The organism is Erwinia sp. HDF1-3R, from assembly GCF_039621855.1.
In the GTDB taxonomy this organism is placed as follows: Bacteria; Pseudomonadota; Gammaproteobacteria; order Enterobacterales; family Enterobacteriaceae; genus Erwinia.
This window is the reverse complement of the sequence record NZ_CP155071.1, coordinates 1616209-1634403: the sequence shown is the minus strand read 5'-3', so window position 1 is coordinate 1634403 and position 18195 is coordinate 1616209. Positions and strand designations below refer to the sequence as shown.

At 56.1% G+C, this 18195-nt stretch carries 16 protein-coding genes and 3 tRNA genes; 1 reads left to right on the top strand and 18 read right to left on the bottom strand.

Going from position 1 to position 18195, the window contains the following annotated elements; translation table 11 throughout:
- The first annotated feature begins 56 nt into the window (after positions 1-56).
- Positions 57-1508: an AlkA N-terminal domain-containing protein gene (locus AAGR22_RS07575; protein WP_345831169.1), complete on the top strand. Its 1452-nt coding sequence runs from the start codon at positions 57-59 to the stop codon at positions 1506-1508.
- A 95-nt stretch (positions 1509-1603) separates the two neighbouring features.
- Here the strand turns inward: AAGR22_RS07575 and AAGR22_RS07570 are convergent.
- The 18 genes from AAGR22_RS07570 to sucA form a co-directional block, all read right to left on the bottom strand.
- A tRNA-Lys gene (locus AAGR22_RS07570) sits at positions 1604-1679 on the bottom strand.
- A 35-nt stretch (positions 1680-1714) separates the two neighbouring features.
- Positions 1715-1790: transfer RNA gene (locus tag AAGR22_RS07565), tRNA-Lys, on the bottom strand.
- 35 nt (positions 1791-1825) lie between these two features.
- Positions 1826-1901: transfer RNA gene (locus AAGR22_RS07560), tRNA-Lys, on the bottom strand.
- A gap of 164 nt (positions 1902-2065) precedes the next feature.
- Positions 2066-2893, bottom strand: a complete 828-nt coding sequence (cpoB, locus tag AAGR22_RS07555; protein ID WP_067702427.1) for a cell division protein CpoB — start codon at positions 2891-2893, stop codon at positions 2066-2068.
- A gap of 9 nt (positions 2894-2902) precedes the next feature.
- Entirely contained in the window at positions 2903-3430 is a 528-nt protein-coding gene (gene pal / locus AAGR22_RS07550; protein WP_067702424.1) for a peptidoglycan-associated lipoprotein Pal, read from the bottom strand.
- Between the two features lie 44 nt (positions 3431-3474).
- On the bottom strand, positions 3475-4767 hold the full coding sequence (tolB, locus tag AAGR22_RS07545; RefSeq protein WP_067702421.1) for a Tol-Pal system beta propeller repeat protein TolB: 1293 nt from the start codon (positions 4765-4767) through the stop codon (positions 3475-3477).
- Positions 4768-4888: 121 nt separating this feature from the next.
- The gene (tolA, locus tag AAGR22_RS07540; protein ID WP_345831168.1) at positions 4889-6238 is read right to left on the bottom strand and encodes a cell envelope integrity protein TolA; all 1350 of its coding nucleotides are present in this window, start codon (positions 6236-6238) and stop codon (positions 4889-4891) included.
- A gap of 29 nt (positions 6239-6267) precedes the next feature.
- On the bottom strand, positions 6268-6699 hold the full coding sequence (gene tolR / locus AAGR22_RS07535; protein ID WP_067702418.1) for a colicin uptake protein TolR: 432 nt from the start codon (positions 6697-6699) through the stop codon (positions 6268-6270).
- A gap of 13 nt (positions 6700-6712) precedes the next feature.
- A complete protein-coding gene (gene tolQ / locus AAGR22_RS07530) occupies positions 6713-7390 on the bottom strand; it encodes a Tol-Pal system protein TolQ (RefSeq protein ID WP_197473287.1) in 678 nt (225 codons plus the stop codon).
- 5 nt (positions 7391-7395) lie between these two features.
- Positions 7396-7800 carry a tol-pal system-associated acyl-CoA thioesterase gene (gene ybgC, locus AAGR22_RS07525; RefSeq protein WP_067702416.1) on the bottom strand — a complete coding sequence of 135 codons (405 nt, stop codon included), beginning with the start codon at positions 7798-7800 and terminating at the stop codon, positions 7396-7398.
- 335 nt (positions 7801-8135) lie between these two features.
- Positions 8136-8429, bottom strand: coding sequence for a cyd operon protein YbgE (gene ybgE / locus AAGR22_RS07520; protein ID WP_345831167.1), 294 nt, complete (start codon positions 8427-8429; stop codon positions 8136-8138).
- The gene (gene cydX / locus AAGR22_RS07515; RefSeq protein ID WP_067702413.1) at positions 8429-8539 is read right to left on the bottom strand and encodes a cytochrome bd-I oxidase subunit CydX; all 111 of its coding nucleotides are present in this window, start codon (positions 8537-8539) and stop codon (positions 8429-8431) included. Before cydX ends, ybgE begins: the two co-directional genes overlap by 1 nt.
- 15 nt (positions 8540-8554) lie before the next feature.
- Complete coding sequence (cydB, locus tag AAGR22_RS07510) at positions 8555-9694, bottom strand: cytochrome d ubiquinol oxidase subunit II (protein WP_067702410.1); 1140 nt, start codon at positions 9692-9694, stop codon at positions 8555-8557.
- A gap of 15 nt (positions 9695-9709) precedes the next feature.
- Positions 9710-11278, bottom strand: coding sequence for a cytochrome ubiquinol oxidase subunit I (cydA, locus tag AAGR22_RS07505; protein WP_067702407.1), 1569 nt, complete (start codon positions 11276-11278; stop codon positions 9710-9712).
- A gap of 687 nt (positions 11279-11965) precedes the next feature.
- Positions 11966-12838 carry a succinate--CoA ligase subunit alpha gene (gene sucD, locus AAGR22_RS07500; RefSeq protein ID WP_067702404.1) on the bottom strand — a complete coding sequence of 291 codons (873 nt, stop codon included), beginning with the start codon at positions 12836-12838 and terminating at the stop codon, positions 11966-11968.
- Positions 12838-14004 carry an ADP-forming succinate--CoA ligase subunit beta gene (sucC, locus tag AAGR22_RS07495; RefSeq protein WP_067703655.1) on the bottom strand — a complete coding sequence of 389 codons (1167 nt, stop codon included), beginning with the start codon at positions 14002-14004 and terminating at the stop codon, positions 12838-12840. Before sucC ends, sucD begins: the two co-directional genes overlap by 1 nt.
- 103 nt (positions 14005-14107) lie before the next feature.
- Entirely contained in the window at positions 14108-15328 is a 1221-nt protein-coding gene (gene odhB, locus AAGR22_RS07490) for a 2-oxoglutarate dehydrogenase complex dihydrolipoyllysine-residue succinyltransferase (protein WP_067702401.1), read from the bottom strand.
- Between the two features lie 14 nt (positions 15329-15342).
- Positions 15343-18150: a 2-oxoglutarate dehydrogenase E1 component gene (sucA, locus tag AAGR22_RS07485; RefSeq protein WP_345831166.1), complete on the bottom strand. Its 2808-nt coding sequence runs from the start codon at positions 18148-18150 to the stop codon at positions 15343-15345.
- Positions 18151-18195 lie beyond the last annotated feature (45 nt).

The window sequence follows — 18195 nt, the reverse complement described above, 5'->3', positions numbered from 1 at the left end:
CGGAGAGCAGAAAACTGCATGCTCTTCCCCTCCACCCGATGCAATAAGGCAGCAGAATGATCGATCGTACCGTAGCCTGGCGTGCCATGACCTCACGCGATGTCCGCTTTGACGGCGTGTTTTATGTTGGCGTCACCTCGACAGGGATTTATTGTCGGCCCGTCTGCCCGGTCAAACCGCCCCATCAGCAGAACTGCCTGTTTTTTGACAGCGCCGAAGCTGCAGAAAAAGCCGCCTTTCGCCCCTGCCTGCGCTGTCGGCCTGAGCTGGCACCGGGTAATGCGCCGATCGATAACGGCCAGCGAATCGCTAATCTGCTTATCCAGCATATTGAAAACGGCCAGATCGATGCGGCAGAAGGATTAGAGCAGATTGCCGCCCGCTTTGCGCTCAGCTCCCGGCAGCTACGACGCATCATGCATAAAGAACTCGGCGTTTCTTTCGTTGAGCTGCGGCAAACCCGGCGTCTGCTGCTGGCAAAGCAGCTGCTGACCGAAACAGCACTGTCAGTCACCGATATCGCCTATGCCAGCGGCTTCGCCAGCCTGCGGCGGTTTAACGAGGTGTTCAGCAGGCAGTACCGGATGCCGCCTGGGCGCCTGCGTAAAACCGTTCGCGAAACTGGATCCGCGGTCCAGGGGGAAACCTCAACGCTGCTGCTGAGCTATCGCCCACCCTACGACTGGGCGTCCCTGCTTGACTTCCTGCGCCTTCGCGCACTAAAAGGCATAGAGACCGTGGATCACGAGAGTTATGCCCGTACGGTGCGTCTGGGGCAATATACGGGCTGGGTACGCCTGTCACATCAGCCGCATAAGAACAGTTTGCGCGTGGAGTTTACACACTCCCTGATACCGGTCCTGCCCGTACTGCTCCGGCGGCTGAGACATTTATTCGATCTGGACGCTCATCCCGATCGCATCACCACCCACCTTGAGCAATCCCCGCTGCTGCGGGAAAGCCTGCAAAAAAACCCGGGGCTCAGGCTTCCCGGCACGTTTGATAGCTTTGAAACGCTGGTCAGAGCCGTTCTGGGCCAGCAGATTACGGTTAAGGCCGCTACCACGCTCGGAGGGCGCTTCGCCGCAGCCTTTGGCGAGCCGTTCGCCACCCCGCTGCCGACGCTTACGCATCTGACGCCGCGGGCGGCAGACTTGGCTCAGGCCAGCCTGGATGAGGTTGCCCGCCTGGGTATTATCAGCGCACGCGCACGGACGCTTATCGCCGCCGCGCAGGCCTGTGACAGTGGGGCGCTGACGTTTGATGCCGTAGCGCATCCGGAGCAGGCTATTGCCGCACTGACTGCCCTGCCCGGCATCGGCCCCTGGACCGCACACTATATCGCCATGCGCGCGCTGCACTGGCCGGATGCCTTTGTCAAAGAGGATGTGGTCGTGAGGAAGAATCTGGGCGGCGTTACCGCCAGAGAGGCGGAGGCGCTTGCGGAAGCCTGGCGTCCATGGCGCGGCTATGCCGTTATGCATATCTGGAAAAATCTGGCGCCCTGAGCGTGAGCTTCGTTATCAGACCCGACCTGCTGTAGCTTCGCACCCTGCACAAATGCAGAAAAGCAAAAAGGCGCCTTTAGGGCGCCTTTTGACATTGGTGGGTCGTGCAGGATTCGAACCTGCGACCAATTGATTAAAAGTCAACTGCTCTACCAACTGAGCTAACGACCCGCTGAAGCGGTGTACTGCCTGTTATTACCTGATAGTGGTGGGTCGTGCAGGATTCGAACCTGCGACCAATTGATTAAAAGTCAACTGCTCTACCAACTGAGCTAACGACCCGCTGAAGCGGTGTACTGCCTGTTACTATCTGATAGTGGTGGGTCGTGCAGGATTCGAACCTGCGACCAATTGATTAAAAGTCAACTGCTCTACCAACTGAGCTAACGACCCACTTTCGTGCTGTCAGAACGTTTTAACATATGTCCCGGCAACGGCGGCATATATTACTGATTTACCGATTCAGCGCAACCACTATTTTAAACTAACCCGTTCAACTGACTACCTTTCGCGCGTATGGACCAGAAATCACGCGATAACAGGTCAAAGCGTGACACTTACTGCGCGCCAGCCCGTTTTTGCGCATTTTTCGCCGCGTCACTGTTCGGATAAAGTTTGACCACCTGCTGCCAGACGGCTTTCGCTTTTTCCGTGTCGCCCTTCTCCTGCATGATCACGCCAACCTTGTAGAGTGCGTCAGGACTTTTCGGTGACTTAGGGTATTTCTTGACCACGGTGGCAAAATAATAGGCCGCGTCGTCTTTTTTACCTTTGTTGTAATTCAACTGCCCCAGCCAGTAGTTCGCATTTGGCTGGTAGGTTGAATCCGGGTATTTTTTTACAAATGCCTGAAAAGCAGTAATCGCCTGGTCGTTCTGTTTTTTCTCCAGAACAAGGGCGACCGCCGCATTGTAATCGGTATTGGCATCTCCGCTTTGCACGCCAGCCGCCGCCGCGCCGCCGTTAGCGTGCGTGCCGCCTGAGGCCGCTGCGGCATCCTCACCCGATACGGTCGGCTGAGCCTGAGCATCAGAACCTGTATTGGCACCAGCAGTAGCATTAGCGCTGCCAGCGCTGCTGCTTAGCGTATCAATCTGCTGATAAAGGTTTTTTTGACGCTCGGTGACCTGATTCAGCTGATACTGATTTTCCTGAATCTGTCCACGGAGGGAATCGATATCGCGCTGGGTGTCGGAGAGCTGCTGCTGAAGCTGCTGGAGAAGTTGTCCCTGAGCATTCGAGATACGCTCAAGGGTAGTGACGCGGTCATCGACCGAGCCTGAGCCAACGTTACTGATTGACGCCTGGGCATTAGCGGCCCAGGGAGCCGCTACGCCAACCAGTAACGACAGACCCAACAGGTGAAGTCTGAAGTTACTAATCATGTGATTCTCTTAGTAGACCAGTACGGCACGACGGTTTTTAGCATAAGCCGCTTCGTCATGACCCAGCACCGCTGGCTTCTCTTTACCGTAGGAGACGATAGAGATCTGATCGGCAGAAACGCCTTTGCCCTGCAGGTACATTTTAACCGCAGTCGCACGACGTTCGCCCAGGGCGATGTTGTACTCAGGCGTTCCGCGCTCATCCGCATGACCTTCTACGGTCACTTTGTATGATGGGTTGTTACGCAGGAAAGTCGCATGCGCGTCCAGCATCTGAGCGAAGTCAGACTGGATGTCATACTTGTCCAGACCGAAGTAAACGATGTTGTTTTTCTGCAGTTCCTGCATCTGCAGGCGAGCCTGCTCGTCAGAAGACATGTTGCCGCCGCCGTTCATGCCGCTGTTCATGCCGCTATTTGCACCATCGCCCATACCGCTGGTCTGGTCGTTGTTGTTGTTTTTGTGTGAGCTACAAGCAGCCACTGCGATTACTGGCAGTGCCAGCATTAAGCCTTTCAGCACTTTATTCAGTTGCATTTCTACAATCCTATTATTGTTTGCCATACATATTTACACATGCATCACAGATACGGCGACCAGGCAGGTGATTTTACCTGTCCATCGGTTGCCGGAAGACGCGCTTTGAAACGCCCATCAGTCGAAACCAGCTGCAGAACGGAACCCATACCCTGTGTAGAGCTGTAGATTACCATCGTGCCGTTTGGCGAGAGGCTTGGCGTTTCATCCAGGAACGTGTCCGTTAATTGTTGCACGGCTCCCGTTTCCAGATCCTGCCTGGCGATGTGCTGCGCACCACCGTTGGTGCTAACCATCACCAGTGATTTACCGTCAGTGCTGACGTCGGCATTCTGATTCTGAGAACCTTCCCAGGTCAGACGCTGGGCTGCGCCACCGTTAACACTGATTTTATAAATTTGTGGACGACCTGCCTGATCGGAGGTATAGGCCAGCGTCTGGCTGTCCGGGAACCAGGTAGGTTCGGTATTGTTATAGCGACCGTCCGTTATCTGGCGGATCTGACCGGAACCCAGATCCATCACGTACAGGTTCATGCTGCCGGTCTTCGACAGGGTGAAAGCCAGCTTAGTACCATCCGGTGAGAAAGCCGGTGCGCCGTTATGGCGTGGGAATGAGGCCACCTGACGGATAGCACCGTTTGCCAGCGTCTGAATGACCAGCGCTGATTTACCGCTTTCAAAGGTCACATAGGCCAGTTTGCTGCCATCTTTTGACCAGGCCGGAGACATCAGCGGCTGCGGTGAACGATGAACGACAAACTGGTTATAGCCGTCATAGTCGGAGACGCGCAGTTCGTACGGGAACTGACCGCCGTTAGTCTGTACGACATAGGCGATACGCGTACGGAATGCACCCTTAATGCCGGTCAGCTTCTCGAAGGATTCGTCACTGGCGGTGTGCGCGGCGTAACGCAGCCACTGTTTGGTTACCTTATACTGGTTTTGCGCCAGAATAGCACCGGGATTCCCTGATGTATCCACCAGCTGGTAAGAGACCAGATAGCTGCCATCAGCCCCCGGCTGTACCTTACCCACTACCACGGCATCAATGCCCAGTGCGGTCCACGCCGCAGGCTGGACTTCCGCCGCCGTCGTCGGCTGCTGTGGCAGACGGGCGCGATCCAGCGGATTAAATTTCCCGCTGTTGCGTAAGTCTGCCGCCACGATGCCGCCGATATCTTCAGGTGCGGCACCCGGACCGTCCCATTTGAAAGGCACGACGCCAATTGGACGCGCGGTGTTCACCCCCTGGGTGATTTCAATACGAACTTCTGCATGCGCGACCGCGACAAACAGCAGTAAAAAACTCAGTGCTACACGAAATGCCTGCTTCATCTTTTCTCCCTTACCTGAACGCGATGTCCACGATAATTAGCAGTGTTTCAAAGAACCGTGAATGCATATGTAGAGTCCGGCACGAGAGTTTTGGTTCCCCCTGCCGGAACATACCGGTTTATTATGGCTTGAATATCAGCGTTGCGTCTTTCACCGCCTGATAAACATCCGCGCTTGGCGGCTTCGGTATCCGCGCCATTCTGGCTGCATTGATTGCCGCCTGGCACAGCGCCGGATCGCCCCCCGACTGCACGGCCGAAATTAACAAACCATCAGGTGCAAGTTTGATGCGAACGTCGCAGGTTCTGCCCTTGAACGTATCTGAATCATAGAACTTACTCTGAATTGCGCCCTGCACCTGGCCAAGATAGCTGTCAATGGCCGCGCCGGAAGCGCCGGATTTTTTCTGGTTACCCTGCCCCGCCGCGCCACCGGATTTACCCTGCTTTGGCGCATTCTTGCCAGAACTGAGTCCGCCCAGCAGATCGTCAACATCACTGCTGTCTTTTGCGGCTTCAGCAGCTGCTTTTTTCTTCGCATCGGCCGCGGCTTTTGCTTTGGCAGCAGCGGCGGCTTTCGCTTCCGCTTTTGCCTCTGCTTTGGCTTTCGCTTCTGCCTGAGCCTCAGCTTTCGCTTTCGCTTCCGCCTTAGCCTCTGCTTTCGCTTTCGCCTCTTCCGCAGCCTGTTGTTTGGCTTCCTGCGCCGCTTTGGCCTCTTCGGCGGCCTTCGCTTTCGCATCGGCGGCGGCTTTGGCTTTCGCCTCCTGCGCAGCCTTCACCTTAGCGGCTTCAGCCGCAGCCTCTTTGGCCTCGGCTTCCGCCTGCTTTTTAGCCTCGGTGGCTGCTTTTTTGGCTTGAGCCTCCGCTTTCTTGTGCGCATCAGCCGCCGCTTTAGCCTGCGCGTCAGCTTTCGCCTTTGCGTCAGTCTGAGCTTTAGCCTGCGCGTCAGCTTTGGCCTTTACCTGCGCGTCTGCCGCCGCCTTAGCCTGCTCATCCGCCTGCGCCTTCGCATCAGCCTTAGCCTGGGACGCAGCAGCCTCAGCCTGCTTCTGCTGCTCCTGGGCCTGCTTTGCCGCTTCCTGCGCCTGCTTCTGTTCTGCTGCCTGCTCGGCCGCCTGCTGCTTCGCTTCCTGCTGCGCCTGCAAACGCTCTTTTTCCATCTGCTTTAGCTGCTGCTGTTCCGCCGCCTGCTTCTGCTGTAGCTCTTCCGCCTGCTGTTTTGCCTGCTTCTGACGCTGCTGCTCGGCACGCTTGCTGTCGCTCTGTTGATTCTGCTGACGATTGTACTGTTCAACCACCGCGCCAGGATCAACCATTACTGCATCAATATCACTACCGCCGCCGCCGCCGCTGGCTTCGATATGTTCGTCAAAAGAGCTCCAGATCAGCAGTGCAATCAAAAAGATATGCAGAATAACTGAAATGATAATCGCTCGTTTTAACTTATCGTTTTGCTCGGTTGCCTTCGACACTCTCGGTTCCCAAAAACGGTTCGAATGAATTAAATCGGCTGCGTCATTAAGCCAACAGACTTAACGCCTGCCTGATGCAGCAGGTTAAGCGCCTTGATGATCTCGTCATAGGGCACGGTCTTCGCACCGCCAATCAGGAAAACCGTCTTCGGATTCGCCTGGATACGACGCTGCGCTTCAGCAATGACCTGTTCAGGAGGGAGCTGCTCCATGCGGTCGTGATCGACCACCAGGCTGTACTGCCCTACTCCCGCCACTTCCACGATCACCGGTGGATTATCATCGCTGGAAACGGTTTTTGAATCCGTTGCGTCCGGCAGGTCAACTTCCACGCTCTGGGTAATGATGGGAGCCGTTGCCATAAAGATCAGCAGCAGCACCAGCAGCACGTCCAGTAAAGGCACGATGTTGATTTCGGACTTCATGTCGCGGCGACCGCTGCGACCACGCTTTCTGGCCATAGAGCCTCCGCTGTTACTTGCTGACGTCGCTGGAGAACGCCTGACGATGCAGAATGGCCGTGAACTCTTCCATAAAGTTATCGTAATTCTGTTCCAGCCGGTTCACGCGCTGATTCAGGCGGTTATACGCCATGACCGCCGGGATTGCCGCAAACAGACCGATCGCCGTGGCAATCAGCGCTTCTGCGATGCCCGGTGCCACCATCTGTAGCGTGGCCTGTTTAACCGCGCCCAGGGCGATAAAGGCATGCATAATCCCCCAGACCGTACCAAACAGCCCGATATAGGGGCTGATCGACCCCACGGTGCCAAGGAAAGGAATATTGTTTTCCAGCGCTTCCAGCTCGCGGTTCATTGAAATGCGCATAGCGCGCGTCGCCCCTTCCACCACCGATTCAGGCGCATGGTTATTGGCGCGATGCAGGCGGGCAAACTCTTTGAAGCCCGCATAGAAAATTTGTTCAGATCCCCCCAGCTCGTCGCGACGCGCCTGGCTCTCCTGATAAAGGCGCGAGAGTTCGATTCCCGACCAGAATTTATCTTCGAATGCGTCCGCATCACGCCCTGCCGCATTCAGAATGCGGGTACGCTGAATAATGATTGCCCAGGAGGCGATAGAAAACCCAATCAAAATCAACATGATAAGTTTGACCAGAAGGCTCGCCTTCAGGAACAAATCAAGAATGTTCATGTCAGTCACTGCTTGAACTCCGCGACAATAGACTTGGGAAGCGCAATTGGCTTCATTAGGTGTGGATTAATACAGGCGATAAGGACTTCCGCTTCGTTCAGCGTCTGCCCCTCTGCATTCACAATTCGTTGTGCGAAAGTCATCGTCGTTCTGGTCATCCTTACTACCTCCGACTGCACCTCGAGAAGATCGTCAAGGCGCGCAGCGGCAAGATAGTCAACCGTCAGGCGACGCACGACAAACGCAACCTGCTGTTCCAGCAGCGTCTGCTGATTGAAATGGTGCTGGCGCAGCATTTCAGTTCGTGCCCGTTCATAAAAAGCGACATAGCTGGCATGGTAAACCACACCACCGGCGTCCGTGTCTTCGTAGTAAACACGCACCGGCCATCGAAACAGCGTTGTACTCACTTCTACATCCCGGTATGGCTTTTAAAAAGTCAGGCTGCATCCCCAGGGGACGTAGCGTTGTTGCTATCTCTGGCGTTAGCGTAGAGACGGCTGAGGCAATAACTCCCCGCGTAACGGCTTAAAATTAACGTAACGCTTGCCGTACTATACGCAAGAGATATGCCCTTGGGAATGGGTTGCCAGAGGGGAGAGAAAATAATTATCGTTTGGAAACAACTTGATTGTTTTTGACAGACTTTTCAGACAGAACATGACAGTGCCTGAAGCAGATAGAGAGGGGTAAACGTAACCTGACGCAGCCGGGATAAGGGCGACGTAAAAGCCGCCCGACACGCTCACTTAAAAAAGAATAACAGCCCTGCCAGCAGCACGCACCAGGCTAGGGGGGGAAAGAAAAAGGCCTGCCAGCACAGCCGCCGTGGCCGGAACCCTACGCCGTGTATAACGCCTGCGCAGACGGCCCAGATCGCTAACAGCCCCTGCCAGACCGCCAGCTCACCGCTGTTAGCCGCAAAGCGGGCGGGCTCCCAAAAGATACAGCCTGCCAGCAGCAGTGCCATCAGCAGGGACAGCGCCCGTATTGGGCTGCTGTCCATCACCTTAAGCGCACGAAAAATTCCCGTTGTCATCAGCGTTCGTTTTTCACTTCGCTCTCTTCGATATGCTCTATCGCCAGCGCCGTAATGATGCCAAAGGCGCAGGCCAGCAGCGTGCCAAGTATCCAGGCAAAATACCACATTGTGCAGCTCCTCGATCAGTAGAGTGAATGGGTGTTATTTTCAATCTGCTCACGCGTGATGCGACCGAACATTTTGTAATAACACCAGGTTGTGTACGCCAGAATAATCGGCACAAAGATGATGGCGGCCACGGTCATAATTTTCAGCGTCAGCAGGCTCGAGGTCGCATCCCACATTGTCAGGCTGATATTCGGAACCGTGCTGGATGGCATAATGAACGGGAACATCGCCACCCCCGCCGTCAGGATCACGCAGGCCAGCGTCAGGGAAGAGAAGAAAAACGCCCAGGCGCCCTTCTCCAGCCGCGAACAGAGCACCGTCAGCAGCGGCAGTACCACGCCCAGCGCCGGGATAGCCCAGAGTATTGGGGCACGGTTGAAATTCACCAGCCAGGCACCCGCTTCACGCGTCACCACCTTAGCCAGCGGATTCGACGGGGCATTGTGATCCAGCACAGAGCTCAGCACGTAACCCTCTATGCCCTTCATCACCCACACGCCGGCCAACACAAAGCACACCATCATCACCAATGCTGAAATCTGCGCGGCCCCGCGAGAACGGATGTGCAGTTCGCCAGTGGTGCGCATCTGTAAATAGGTGGCGCCCTGCGTCAGGATCATGCTGACGCTGACGATACCCGCCAGCAGCGCAAACGGATTCAGCAGCTGGAAGAAGTTGCCGGTATAGAACAGACGCAGGTATTCATCGGTATGAAAAGGCACACCCTGCAACAGGTTGCCGAAGGCCACGCCAATCACCAGCGGCGGCACAAAGCTACCGATAAAAATGCCCCAGTCCCAGGTACGACGCCAGCGTGGGTCTTCAATCTTCGAACGGTAGTCAAAACCCACCGGGCGAAAGAACAGCGAGGCCAGCACCAGGATCATTGCCACGTAGAAGCCGGAAAAGGCCGCCGCATAGACCATTGGCCAGGCGGCAAACAGCGCTCCCCCGGCGGTGATCAGCCACACCTGATTGCCGTCCCAGTGCGGGGCGATACTGTTGATCATAATGCGTCGATCGGTATCGGTCCGCCCGAGAATGCGTGAGAGCATGCCCACGCCCATATCAAATCCGTCCGCCACGGCGAAGCCAATCAGCAGTACGCCGATCAGTGCCCACCAGACGAATCGCAGCAGTTCATAAGTAATCATCAGTAGACTCCTGTCTTAGCGTGCTGCCGGTGTGGTAAGGGGAGACTGTTCATAGTGATAGCGACCCGTTTTCAGGCTGCTTGGGCCCAGTCGGGCAAACCTGAACATCAGATACATTTCAACCACCAGGAACATCGTGTAAAGCCCGCAGATTAGAATCATCGAGAACAGCAGATCGCCAACCGTCAGTGAGGAGTTCGCCACCGCCGTCGGCAGCACCTCGCCGATAGCCCAGGGCTGACGGCCATATTCCGCGACAAACCAGCCGGACTCGATGGCGATCCACGGCAGAGGAATGCCGTAGAGCGCGCACTTAAGCAGGAAGGTACTTTTGCCAATGCGGTTACGGACTACCGCCCAGAACGCAGCGCCGATAATCAGCAGCATCAGGATGCCGCTGGCGACCATGATGCGGAATGAGAAGTAAAGTGGCGCGACCTGAGGAATGGAGTCTTTGGTCGCCTGGGCAATCTGCGCTTCAGTGGCATCGCTGACGTTTGGCGTATAGCGTTTCAGCAGCAGGCCGTAGCCCAGATCTTTTTTCACCGCGTTGAAGGCGGTGCGTACCTGAGCGTCATCGTTGCCGGATCGCAGCTCGGCCAGCAGCTGATAAGCTTTCATCCCGTTACGGATGCGCACCTCATGCTGCCCCATCAGCTCTTTCAGCCCGGTCACCTGCTTATCAAGTGAGCGGGTAGCAATCAGCCCCAGCGCCCAGGGGATCTGAATAGCGTATTTATTTTCCTGTGCCTGCTGATCGGGTATACCAAACAGCGTAAAAGGAGCCGGCGCAGGCTGGGTTTCCCATTCGGCTTCAATCGCGGCCAGCTTCGTCTTCTGAACGTCGCCGATTTCATAACCTGACTCGTCCCCGAGCACGATAACCGACAGTATTGCCGCCATGCCGAAGCTTGCCGCAATCGCAAAGGAGCGTTTAGCGAAGGCCACGTCGCGGCCGCGCAGCAGGTAAAAGGCGCTGATACCCAGAATAAACATCGCGCCGCAGGTGTAGCCCGCCGCCACGGTATGGACGAATTTCACCTGAGCGACCGGATTGAAGATAAGCTCTGAGAAGCTGACCATCTCCATGCGCATCGTTTCAAAGTTGAAGTCAGAGGCGACGGGGTTCTGCATCCAGCCATTCGCGACCAGGATCCACAGCGCAGAAAGGTTTGAGCCTAATGCCACCAGCCAGGTCACCGCCATATGCTGGACTTTTCCCAGTCGATCCCAGCCGAAGAAAAACAGCCCGACAAAGGTCGATTCCAGAAAGAAAGCCATCAGACCTTCAATCGCCAGCGGTGCGCCGAATATATCCCCGACGTAGTGTGAATAATAGGACCAGTTGGTCCCGAACTGGAACTCCATGGTCAGTCCGGTAGCCACGCCCAGGGCAAAGTTAATACCAAATAACTTGCCCCAGAATTTAGTCATATCTTTGTAGATTTGCTTACCTGACAGCACGTAAACCGTTTCCATTATCGCCAGCAAAAACGCCATTCCCAGCGTTAAGGGCACAAACAGAAAGTGATACATAGCGGTCAGAGCAAACTGTAAGCGCGACAGTTCGACAATATCAAACATCTTGACTCCTTGCTCCTCGTTCGAGGGTGTTGGCCCTTGAGATGCGCCCTGCCAGGCGGGGCGGTGGGCCAATGCCAGTAACTAAAAAAGATCCCACGGGTGAGTAAAATAAAGATAATTAATCTCTTTTCAGCGCGCTTTATTTGAAATACCCGCGCTTAAAGGGATATCCGTGGCAAAAAGGGAAAGCGGCCACCTTTAATGATAAATAAAACTTAATTATTAAGAATTATAAATTTCAGCGTGAAGATCATTCTTCAAAATAGGCACCCGACAGGTGCATTTTGATGTAACGCAATTTAATCCAAAAGGCTGCATCTAATCCAGAACTAACAATTTAAATAGATTGTACTTTCTTGATATTAATCAAGGTGTGTACTTTGATTTATATGCTAGCGAGGTTTCGTTGTTAATTTATTGTATTTTTCTGGACGGCATTGGAAATAATAAAACAATAATCACCTGGATTATTTAACCGAAGCGGCAGGCGGGAGGGAGGCGAGGTAACAGAATAATAAAGGCTGAAGCACGAAGGACCAGGATTATGCTGAACAGGATACGGCCCAGCCCGCCATAAAAAAGCCTGAATCCGCCGATGTGGCGAACTCAGGCCGGGGGTGCTGCCGATTCAACCTCCCCTGCGCAGGCTTAGCTCAGGGCGGCGGCACAGTAATGCAATACGTCGGGTTAGCGAGGCAGAACGGCTTTCACCGCTTCGCCGATGTCGGCCAGGCTGCGCACGGTTTTCACCCCTGCGGCTTCCAGCGCGGCAAATTTCTCATCCGCTGTGCCCTTGCCACCGGCAATGATCGCGCCCGCATGGCCCATACGTTTGCCTTTTGGCGCGGTCACACCGGCAATATACCCCACCACCGGCTTGGTGACGTTTGCCTTGATAAAGGCGGCCGCCTCTTCTTCAGCGCTGCCGCCGATCTCGCCGATCATCACAATCGCTTCGGTCTGTGGATCGTCCTGGAACAGGGTCAGAATATCAATAAAGTTAGAGCCGGGGATCGGATCGCCACCGATACCAACGCAGGTTGACTGGCCGTAGCCGATATCCGTGGTCTGCTTAACGGCTTCATAGGTCAGCGTACCCGAACGGGAAACGATACCGATACGTCCTGGCTTATGAATATGGCCCGGCATGATGCCGATTTTGCATTCGCCGGGGGTAATAACGCCCGGACAGTTAGGGCCAATCATGCGCACGCCCGCTTCGTCCAGCTTCACCTTCACCGTCAGCATATCCAGCGTAGGGATACCTTCGGTAATGGTGATGATCAGCTTAATCCCCGCTTCAATGGCTTCCAGGATACCGTCTTTACAGAAAGGAGCCGGAACATAGATAACGGATGCGGTCGCACCGGTCGCTTCTACGGCTTCGCGCACGGTATTGAAGACCGGCAGGCCCAGGTGTTCTGTGCCGCCTTTGCCCGGCGTTACGCCGCCCACCAGCTGCGTGCCATAGGCCAGCGCCTGTTCAGAGTGGAACGTCCCCTGCCCGCCGGTGAAGCCCTGGCAGATTACTTTGGTGTTTTTATCGATCAGAATGGACATTATTTACCCTCCGCTGCGGCCACAACGCGCTGCGCCGCGTCGCTCAGGCTGGTTGCTGCAATGATATTCAGGCCGCTGTCTGCCAGTTTTTTGGCACCCAGTTCGGCATTGTTTCCTTCCAGACGCACCACGACCGGTACGTTGACGCCCACTTCCTCAACGGCGCCAATAATGCCGTCTGCAATCAGATCGCAGCGAACAATACCGCCGAAGATATTAACGAAAACCGCTTTGACCGCGTCGTCGGAGAGGATGATTTTAAACGCTTCGGTAACGCGTTCTTTCGTCGCACCGCCGCCCACGTCGAGGAAGTTAGCAGGCTGGCCGCCGCTGAGCTTCACGATGTCCATGGTGCCCATCGCCAGACCGGCACCGTTGACCATACAGCCAATATTCCCTTCCAGCGCCACGTAGTTAAGTTCCCACTGTGCAGCCTGCGCTTCACGGGCATCTTCCTGGCTCGGGTCGCGCATTTCGCGCAGATCCGGCTGGCGGAACAGCGCATTGCCGTCGGCACCCAGCTTGCCATCCAGGCAGATCAGATCGCCCTCTTTGGTGATAACCAGCGGGTTAATCTCAACCAGCGCCAGATCGCGCTCCAGGAACAGATTTGCCAGGCCCATGAAAATTTTGGTGAACTGCCCTACCTGCTTGCCGGTCAGACCAAGCTTAAACGCCAGCTCACGGCCCTGATACGGCTGCGGACCGGTCAGCGGATCGAGCGCCATTTTGTGGATCAGGTGCGGGGTTTCCTCTGCGACTTTCTCAATTTCCACGCCGCCCTCGGTAGAGGCCATAAACACCACGCGACGGGTGCCACGGTCCACGACCGCGCCCAGATACAGCTCCTGGTCGATATCGGTCGCCGCTTCCACCAGGATCTGGTTAACCGGCTGACCCTGAGCATCGGTCTGATAGGTGGTCAGGCGTTTGCCTAGCCAGTGCTCGGCAAAGGCGCGGATCTCTTCTTTGCTTTTCACCACTTTCACACCGCCCGCTTTACCGCGGCCTCCGGCATGAACCTGACATTTCACTACCCACGGACCGGCGCCAATCTTGGAGGCGGCTTCTTCTGCTTCACGTGGTGTGGTGCAGGCATAACCGGTGGGTGCCGGTAAACCATACCGTGCAAACAGCTGTTTTGCCTGATATTCGTGTAAGTTCATGATGTTAATCCATTTAGTCGGGATAAACTCAGCCGCATCCGGCAGCGTGCCAGAGTATTGGCTCTCATAGGGTGGGCGCGGCATTCACCGCGCCCGACAGGGTTCAGACGTCCAGCAGCAGACGAGTGGGATCTTCCAGCAGCTCTTTAATGGCGACCAGATAGCTGACCGACTCTTTACCGTCGATCAGGCGGTGATCGTAGGAGAGCGCCAGATACATCATCGGCTGGATAACCACCTGACCATTGACCGCCATTGGGCGATCCTTGATGGCATGCATTCCCAGGATGGCGCTCTGCGGTGGGTTGATGATCGGCGTTGACATCAGGGAACCAAAGACGCCGCCGTTGGTAATGGTGAAGTTACCGCCGGTCAGTTCGTCAACGGTCAGCTTGCCGTCGCGGCCTTTGATCGCCAGCTCTTTGATTTTCTTCTCAATGTCGGCCATACCCAGCGCATCCACATCTTTCAGCACCGGCGTCACCAGCCCGCGCGGGGTGGATACGGCAATGCTGACGTCGAAGTAGTTGTGGTACACCACGTCTTCGCCGTCGATTGAGGCATTCACTTCCGGGAAGCGCTTCAGCGCCTCCACTACCGCTTTCAGGTAGAAAGACATAAAGCCCAGGCGTACGCCGTGACGTTTTTCAAACGACTCGCCGTACTGCTTGCGCAGGCTCATGATCGGCTGCATGTTGACTTCGTTAAAGGTGGTCAGCATGGCGGTGCTGTTTTTCGCTTCCAGCAGACGCTCCGCTACGCGCTTGCGCAGGCGGGTCATTGGCACACGCTTTTCACTGCGTCCGGCCAGCGCGGGTGCTGCTGCTCCTTCCGGCGCTTTCGCTTCCGACGGAGCCGCAGCAGGTTTTTTCGCCAGATGTTTTTCGACATCTTCACGCGTCAGTCTGCCACCCACGCCGGTGCCGCTGATGGCGGCCGGGTCGAGGCCGTGTTCGGCGATCAGACGGCGAATGGCCGGGCTGAGTGCGTCATTGCTCTCGTCACTCAGGGACGCGCTCTGGCGCTGCGCAGGCGTAGAGGCTGCGGCTTCAGACTTCGCTGAACTCTCTTTTCCACCGCTGTTACCCTCTTTCAGACGGCCCAGAGGCTGGCGTGAGGTCACCGTTGCGCCCTCATCTTCCAGAATGGCTTCCAGTATGCCGTCTGCGGAGGCCGGAACTTCCAGCACCACTTTATCGGTTTCGATCTCTACCAGGACTTCATCGCGCTGCACGGCATCGCCCGGTTTTTTGTGCCAGGTCGCCACGGTGGCATCGGCAACGGATTCAGGCAGGTCGGGAACGACAATATCTACGCTACTCATTATTTTTCCTTTAATTAATTAACGTTCAGCGCATCATTAACCAGATCTTGCTGCTGCTGCTGGTGAACGGACATATAACCTACTGCCGGCGAGGCCGAAGCTGGACGGCCGGCATAACGTAATGAAGCCTGAGCGGGTACGGCTTCGCGGAAATGATGCTGACTGCTGTACCAGGCGCCCTGGTTCTGCGGCTCTTCCTGACACCAGACAAAATCAGTGACGTGCTTATAGTGCTTAAGCACTTCCTGTACCACTTTGTGCGGGAAGGGGTAGAGCTGCTCAATACGCACGATAGCGACATCGGTCTGCTCGTTCTTACGGCGTTTTTCCAGCAGATCGTAATAAACCTTACCGGCACACAGCACCACGCGCTTCACGCCCTGCGGATCGAGGTCGTCGACTTCGCCAATCGCGGGCTGGAAGCCGCCGTTCGCCAGCTCTTCAAGAGAAGAGACCGCCAGCGGATGGCGCAGCAGGGATTTCGGTGACATGACCACCAGCGGACGACGCATCCCGCGCAGCGCCTGACGGCGCAGCATGTGGTAGACCTGCGCCGGGGTGGAGGGTACGCAAACCTGCATGTTCTGCTCGGCGCAGAGTTGCAGATAGCGTTCCAGGCGGGCGGAGGAGTGCTCCGGCCCCTGCCCTTCATAGCCGTGCGGCAGCAGCATCACCAGCCCACACATGCGGCCCCACTTCTGCTCACCGGAGCTGATAAACTGATCGATAACCACCTGCGCACCGTTGGCGAAGTCGCCGAACTGCGCTTCCCAAATGGTCAGCGTACGCGGCTCAGCCGTCGCATAGCCATATTCAAAGGCCAGCACGGCTTCTTCCGACAGGACAGAATCCCAAACCCGGAAGGTGCCCTGCCCGTTATGAACGTGCTGAAGCGGAGTCCAGGTGGAGCCATTAGCCTGGTTGTGGATCACCGCATGACGATGGAAGAAGGTGCCGCGCCCCATATCCTCCCCGGAGAGACGGCAGGGAATGCCCTCATCGACCAGCGTGGCATAGGCGAGATTTTCCGCAGCGCCCCAGTCGAAGGGCTTGTTACCGGCGGCCATTTCAGCGCGATCGTTGTAGATCTTCGCCACGCGCGACTGCATTTCGATCGACTCCGGCACCGTGCTGATGCGCTTCGCCAGATCCTGCAAGCGCTGGAAGTCCAGGGTTTCCGGGTAGCTCTCATCCCAGTCATGATTCAGATAGGGTGACCAGGTGAAAGAGTGCAGGCTCATCGGACGCCATTCTGGCACCACGCACTCGCCCGCATCCAGCGCATCGCGGTAGAGATTAACCATCTCCGTCGCGTCTTCCAGGCTGGCAACCTTCTCTTCCTGCAGGCGGTCGGCATAGATCTTACGCGGCGTAGGATGCTTTTTGATCTTCTGATACATCACCGGCTGCGTGGCGCTTGGCTCGTCGGCCTCGTTATGGCCGTGACGGCGATAGCAGACCAGATCGATAAACACATCGCGCTTGAAGGTGTTGCGGAAATCCAGCGCCAGGCGGGTAACAAATGCTACCGCTTCGGGATCGTCAGCGTTGACGTGGAAAATCGGTGCCAGCACCATTTTACCGATATCGGTACAGTACTGCGTCGAACGGGCATCTTTCGGATTGGAGGTGGTAAAGCCAATCTGGTTATTGATCACGATGCGCACCGTGCCGCCCACCTCGTAGCCGCGCGCCTGAGACATGTTCAGCGTTTCCTGAACCACGCCCTGACCGGTTACCGCGGCATCGCCGTGAATAGTAATCGGTAATACCTGATTGCTGCCCGGCTGGTCCAGCCTGTCCAGACGCGCGCGTACCGATCCCATTACTACCGGGCTGACAATCTCCAGGTGCGACGGGTTGAACGCCAGCGCCAGATGAACCATGCCGCCTTCGGTTTCAACATCGGACGAGAAGCCCATGTGGTACTTCACGTCGCCGGTGCCGAGATGCTCTTTGTGCTTGCCGGAGAACTCATCGAAGAGATCCTGCGGCTTTTTACCCAGCACGTTGATCAGTACGTTCAGGCGGCCACGGTGAGCCATCCCCAACACCACTTCACGGGTGCCGCTTTTACCGGCGTGACGGATCATTTCATTCAGCATCGGTACCAGCGCGTCGCCCCCTTCCAGCGAGAAGCGCTTCGCGCCGGGGAATTTAGCCCCGAGGTAGCGTTCCAGACCTTCCGCAGCGGTGAGCTGTTTCAGAAAGCCCTTTTTCTCATCGGTTGAGAATGAAGCCTGGCCCGCCACCGATTCGATACGCTGCTGGATCCAGCGCTTCTCTTCGGTGTTGGTGATGTGCATATATTCCGCACCAATCGAACCGCAGTAGGTCTGCTTCAGCATCGCGAACAGGTCGCCCAGCTTCATCGTGTCCCTGCCAAACGCAAAGGACCCCACGTTGAAGGTTTCCTGGAAATCCGCTTCGGTCAGATCGTGGAAGGCCGGATCGAGATCGGGCACCGATTCCTGCTGCCACAGGCCTAACGGATCGAGGTTAGCCAGCTGATGGCCGCGGAAACGGAAGGCGTTTATCAGCTGAAGAACCTTCACCTGTTTGGCATTGGTATCGGGATCGCTAACGGAAGCGGTGTAGCGGGTGGCATCTTTCGCCAGGCGCTTGAAGTACTCGCGGGTGGTCGAATGGAATTGTTCAGGTCTGACTCCCTGACCTGGAAGCTGTTCAAACAGCGATTTCCAGGCAACATCAACAGAGTCAGGATCGGTCAGGTAGTCCTCATAGAGCTGCTCTATGTAGGTCTGATTCGCGCCGGCCAGCCAGGATGAGTCTAGCCAGGGTTTCATCGCGCTGTTCTGCATTGTGATCCCTTAAGCATTTGTGCTTTCTTTCGCCGTGATTTATTT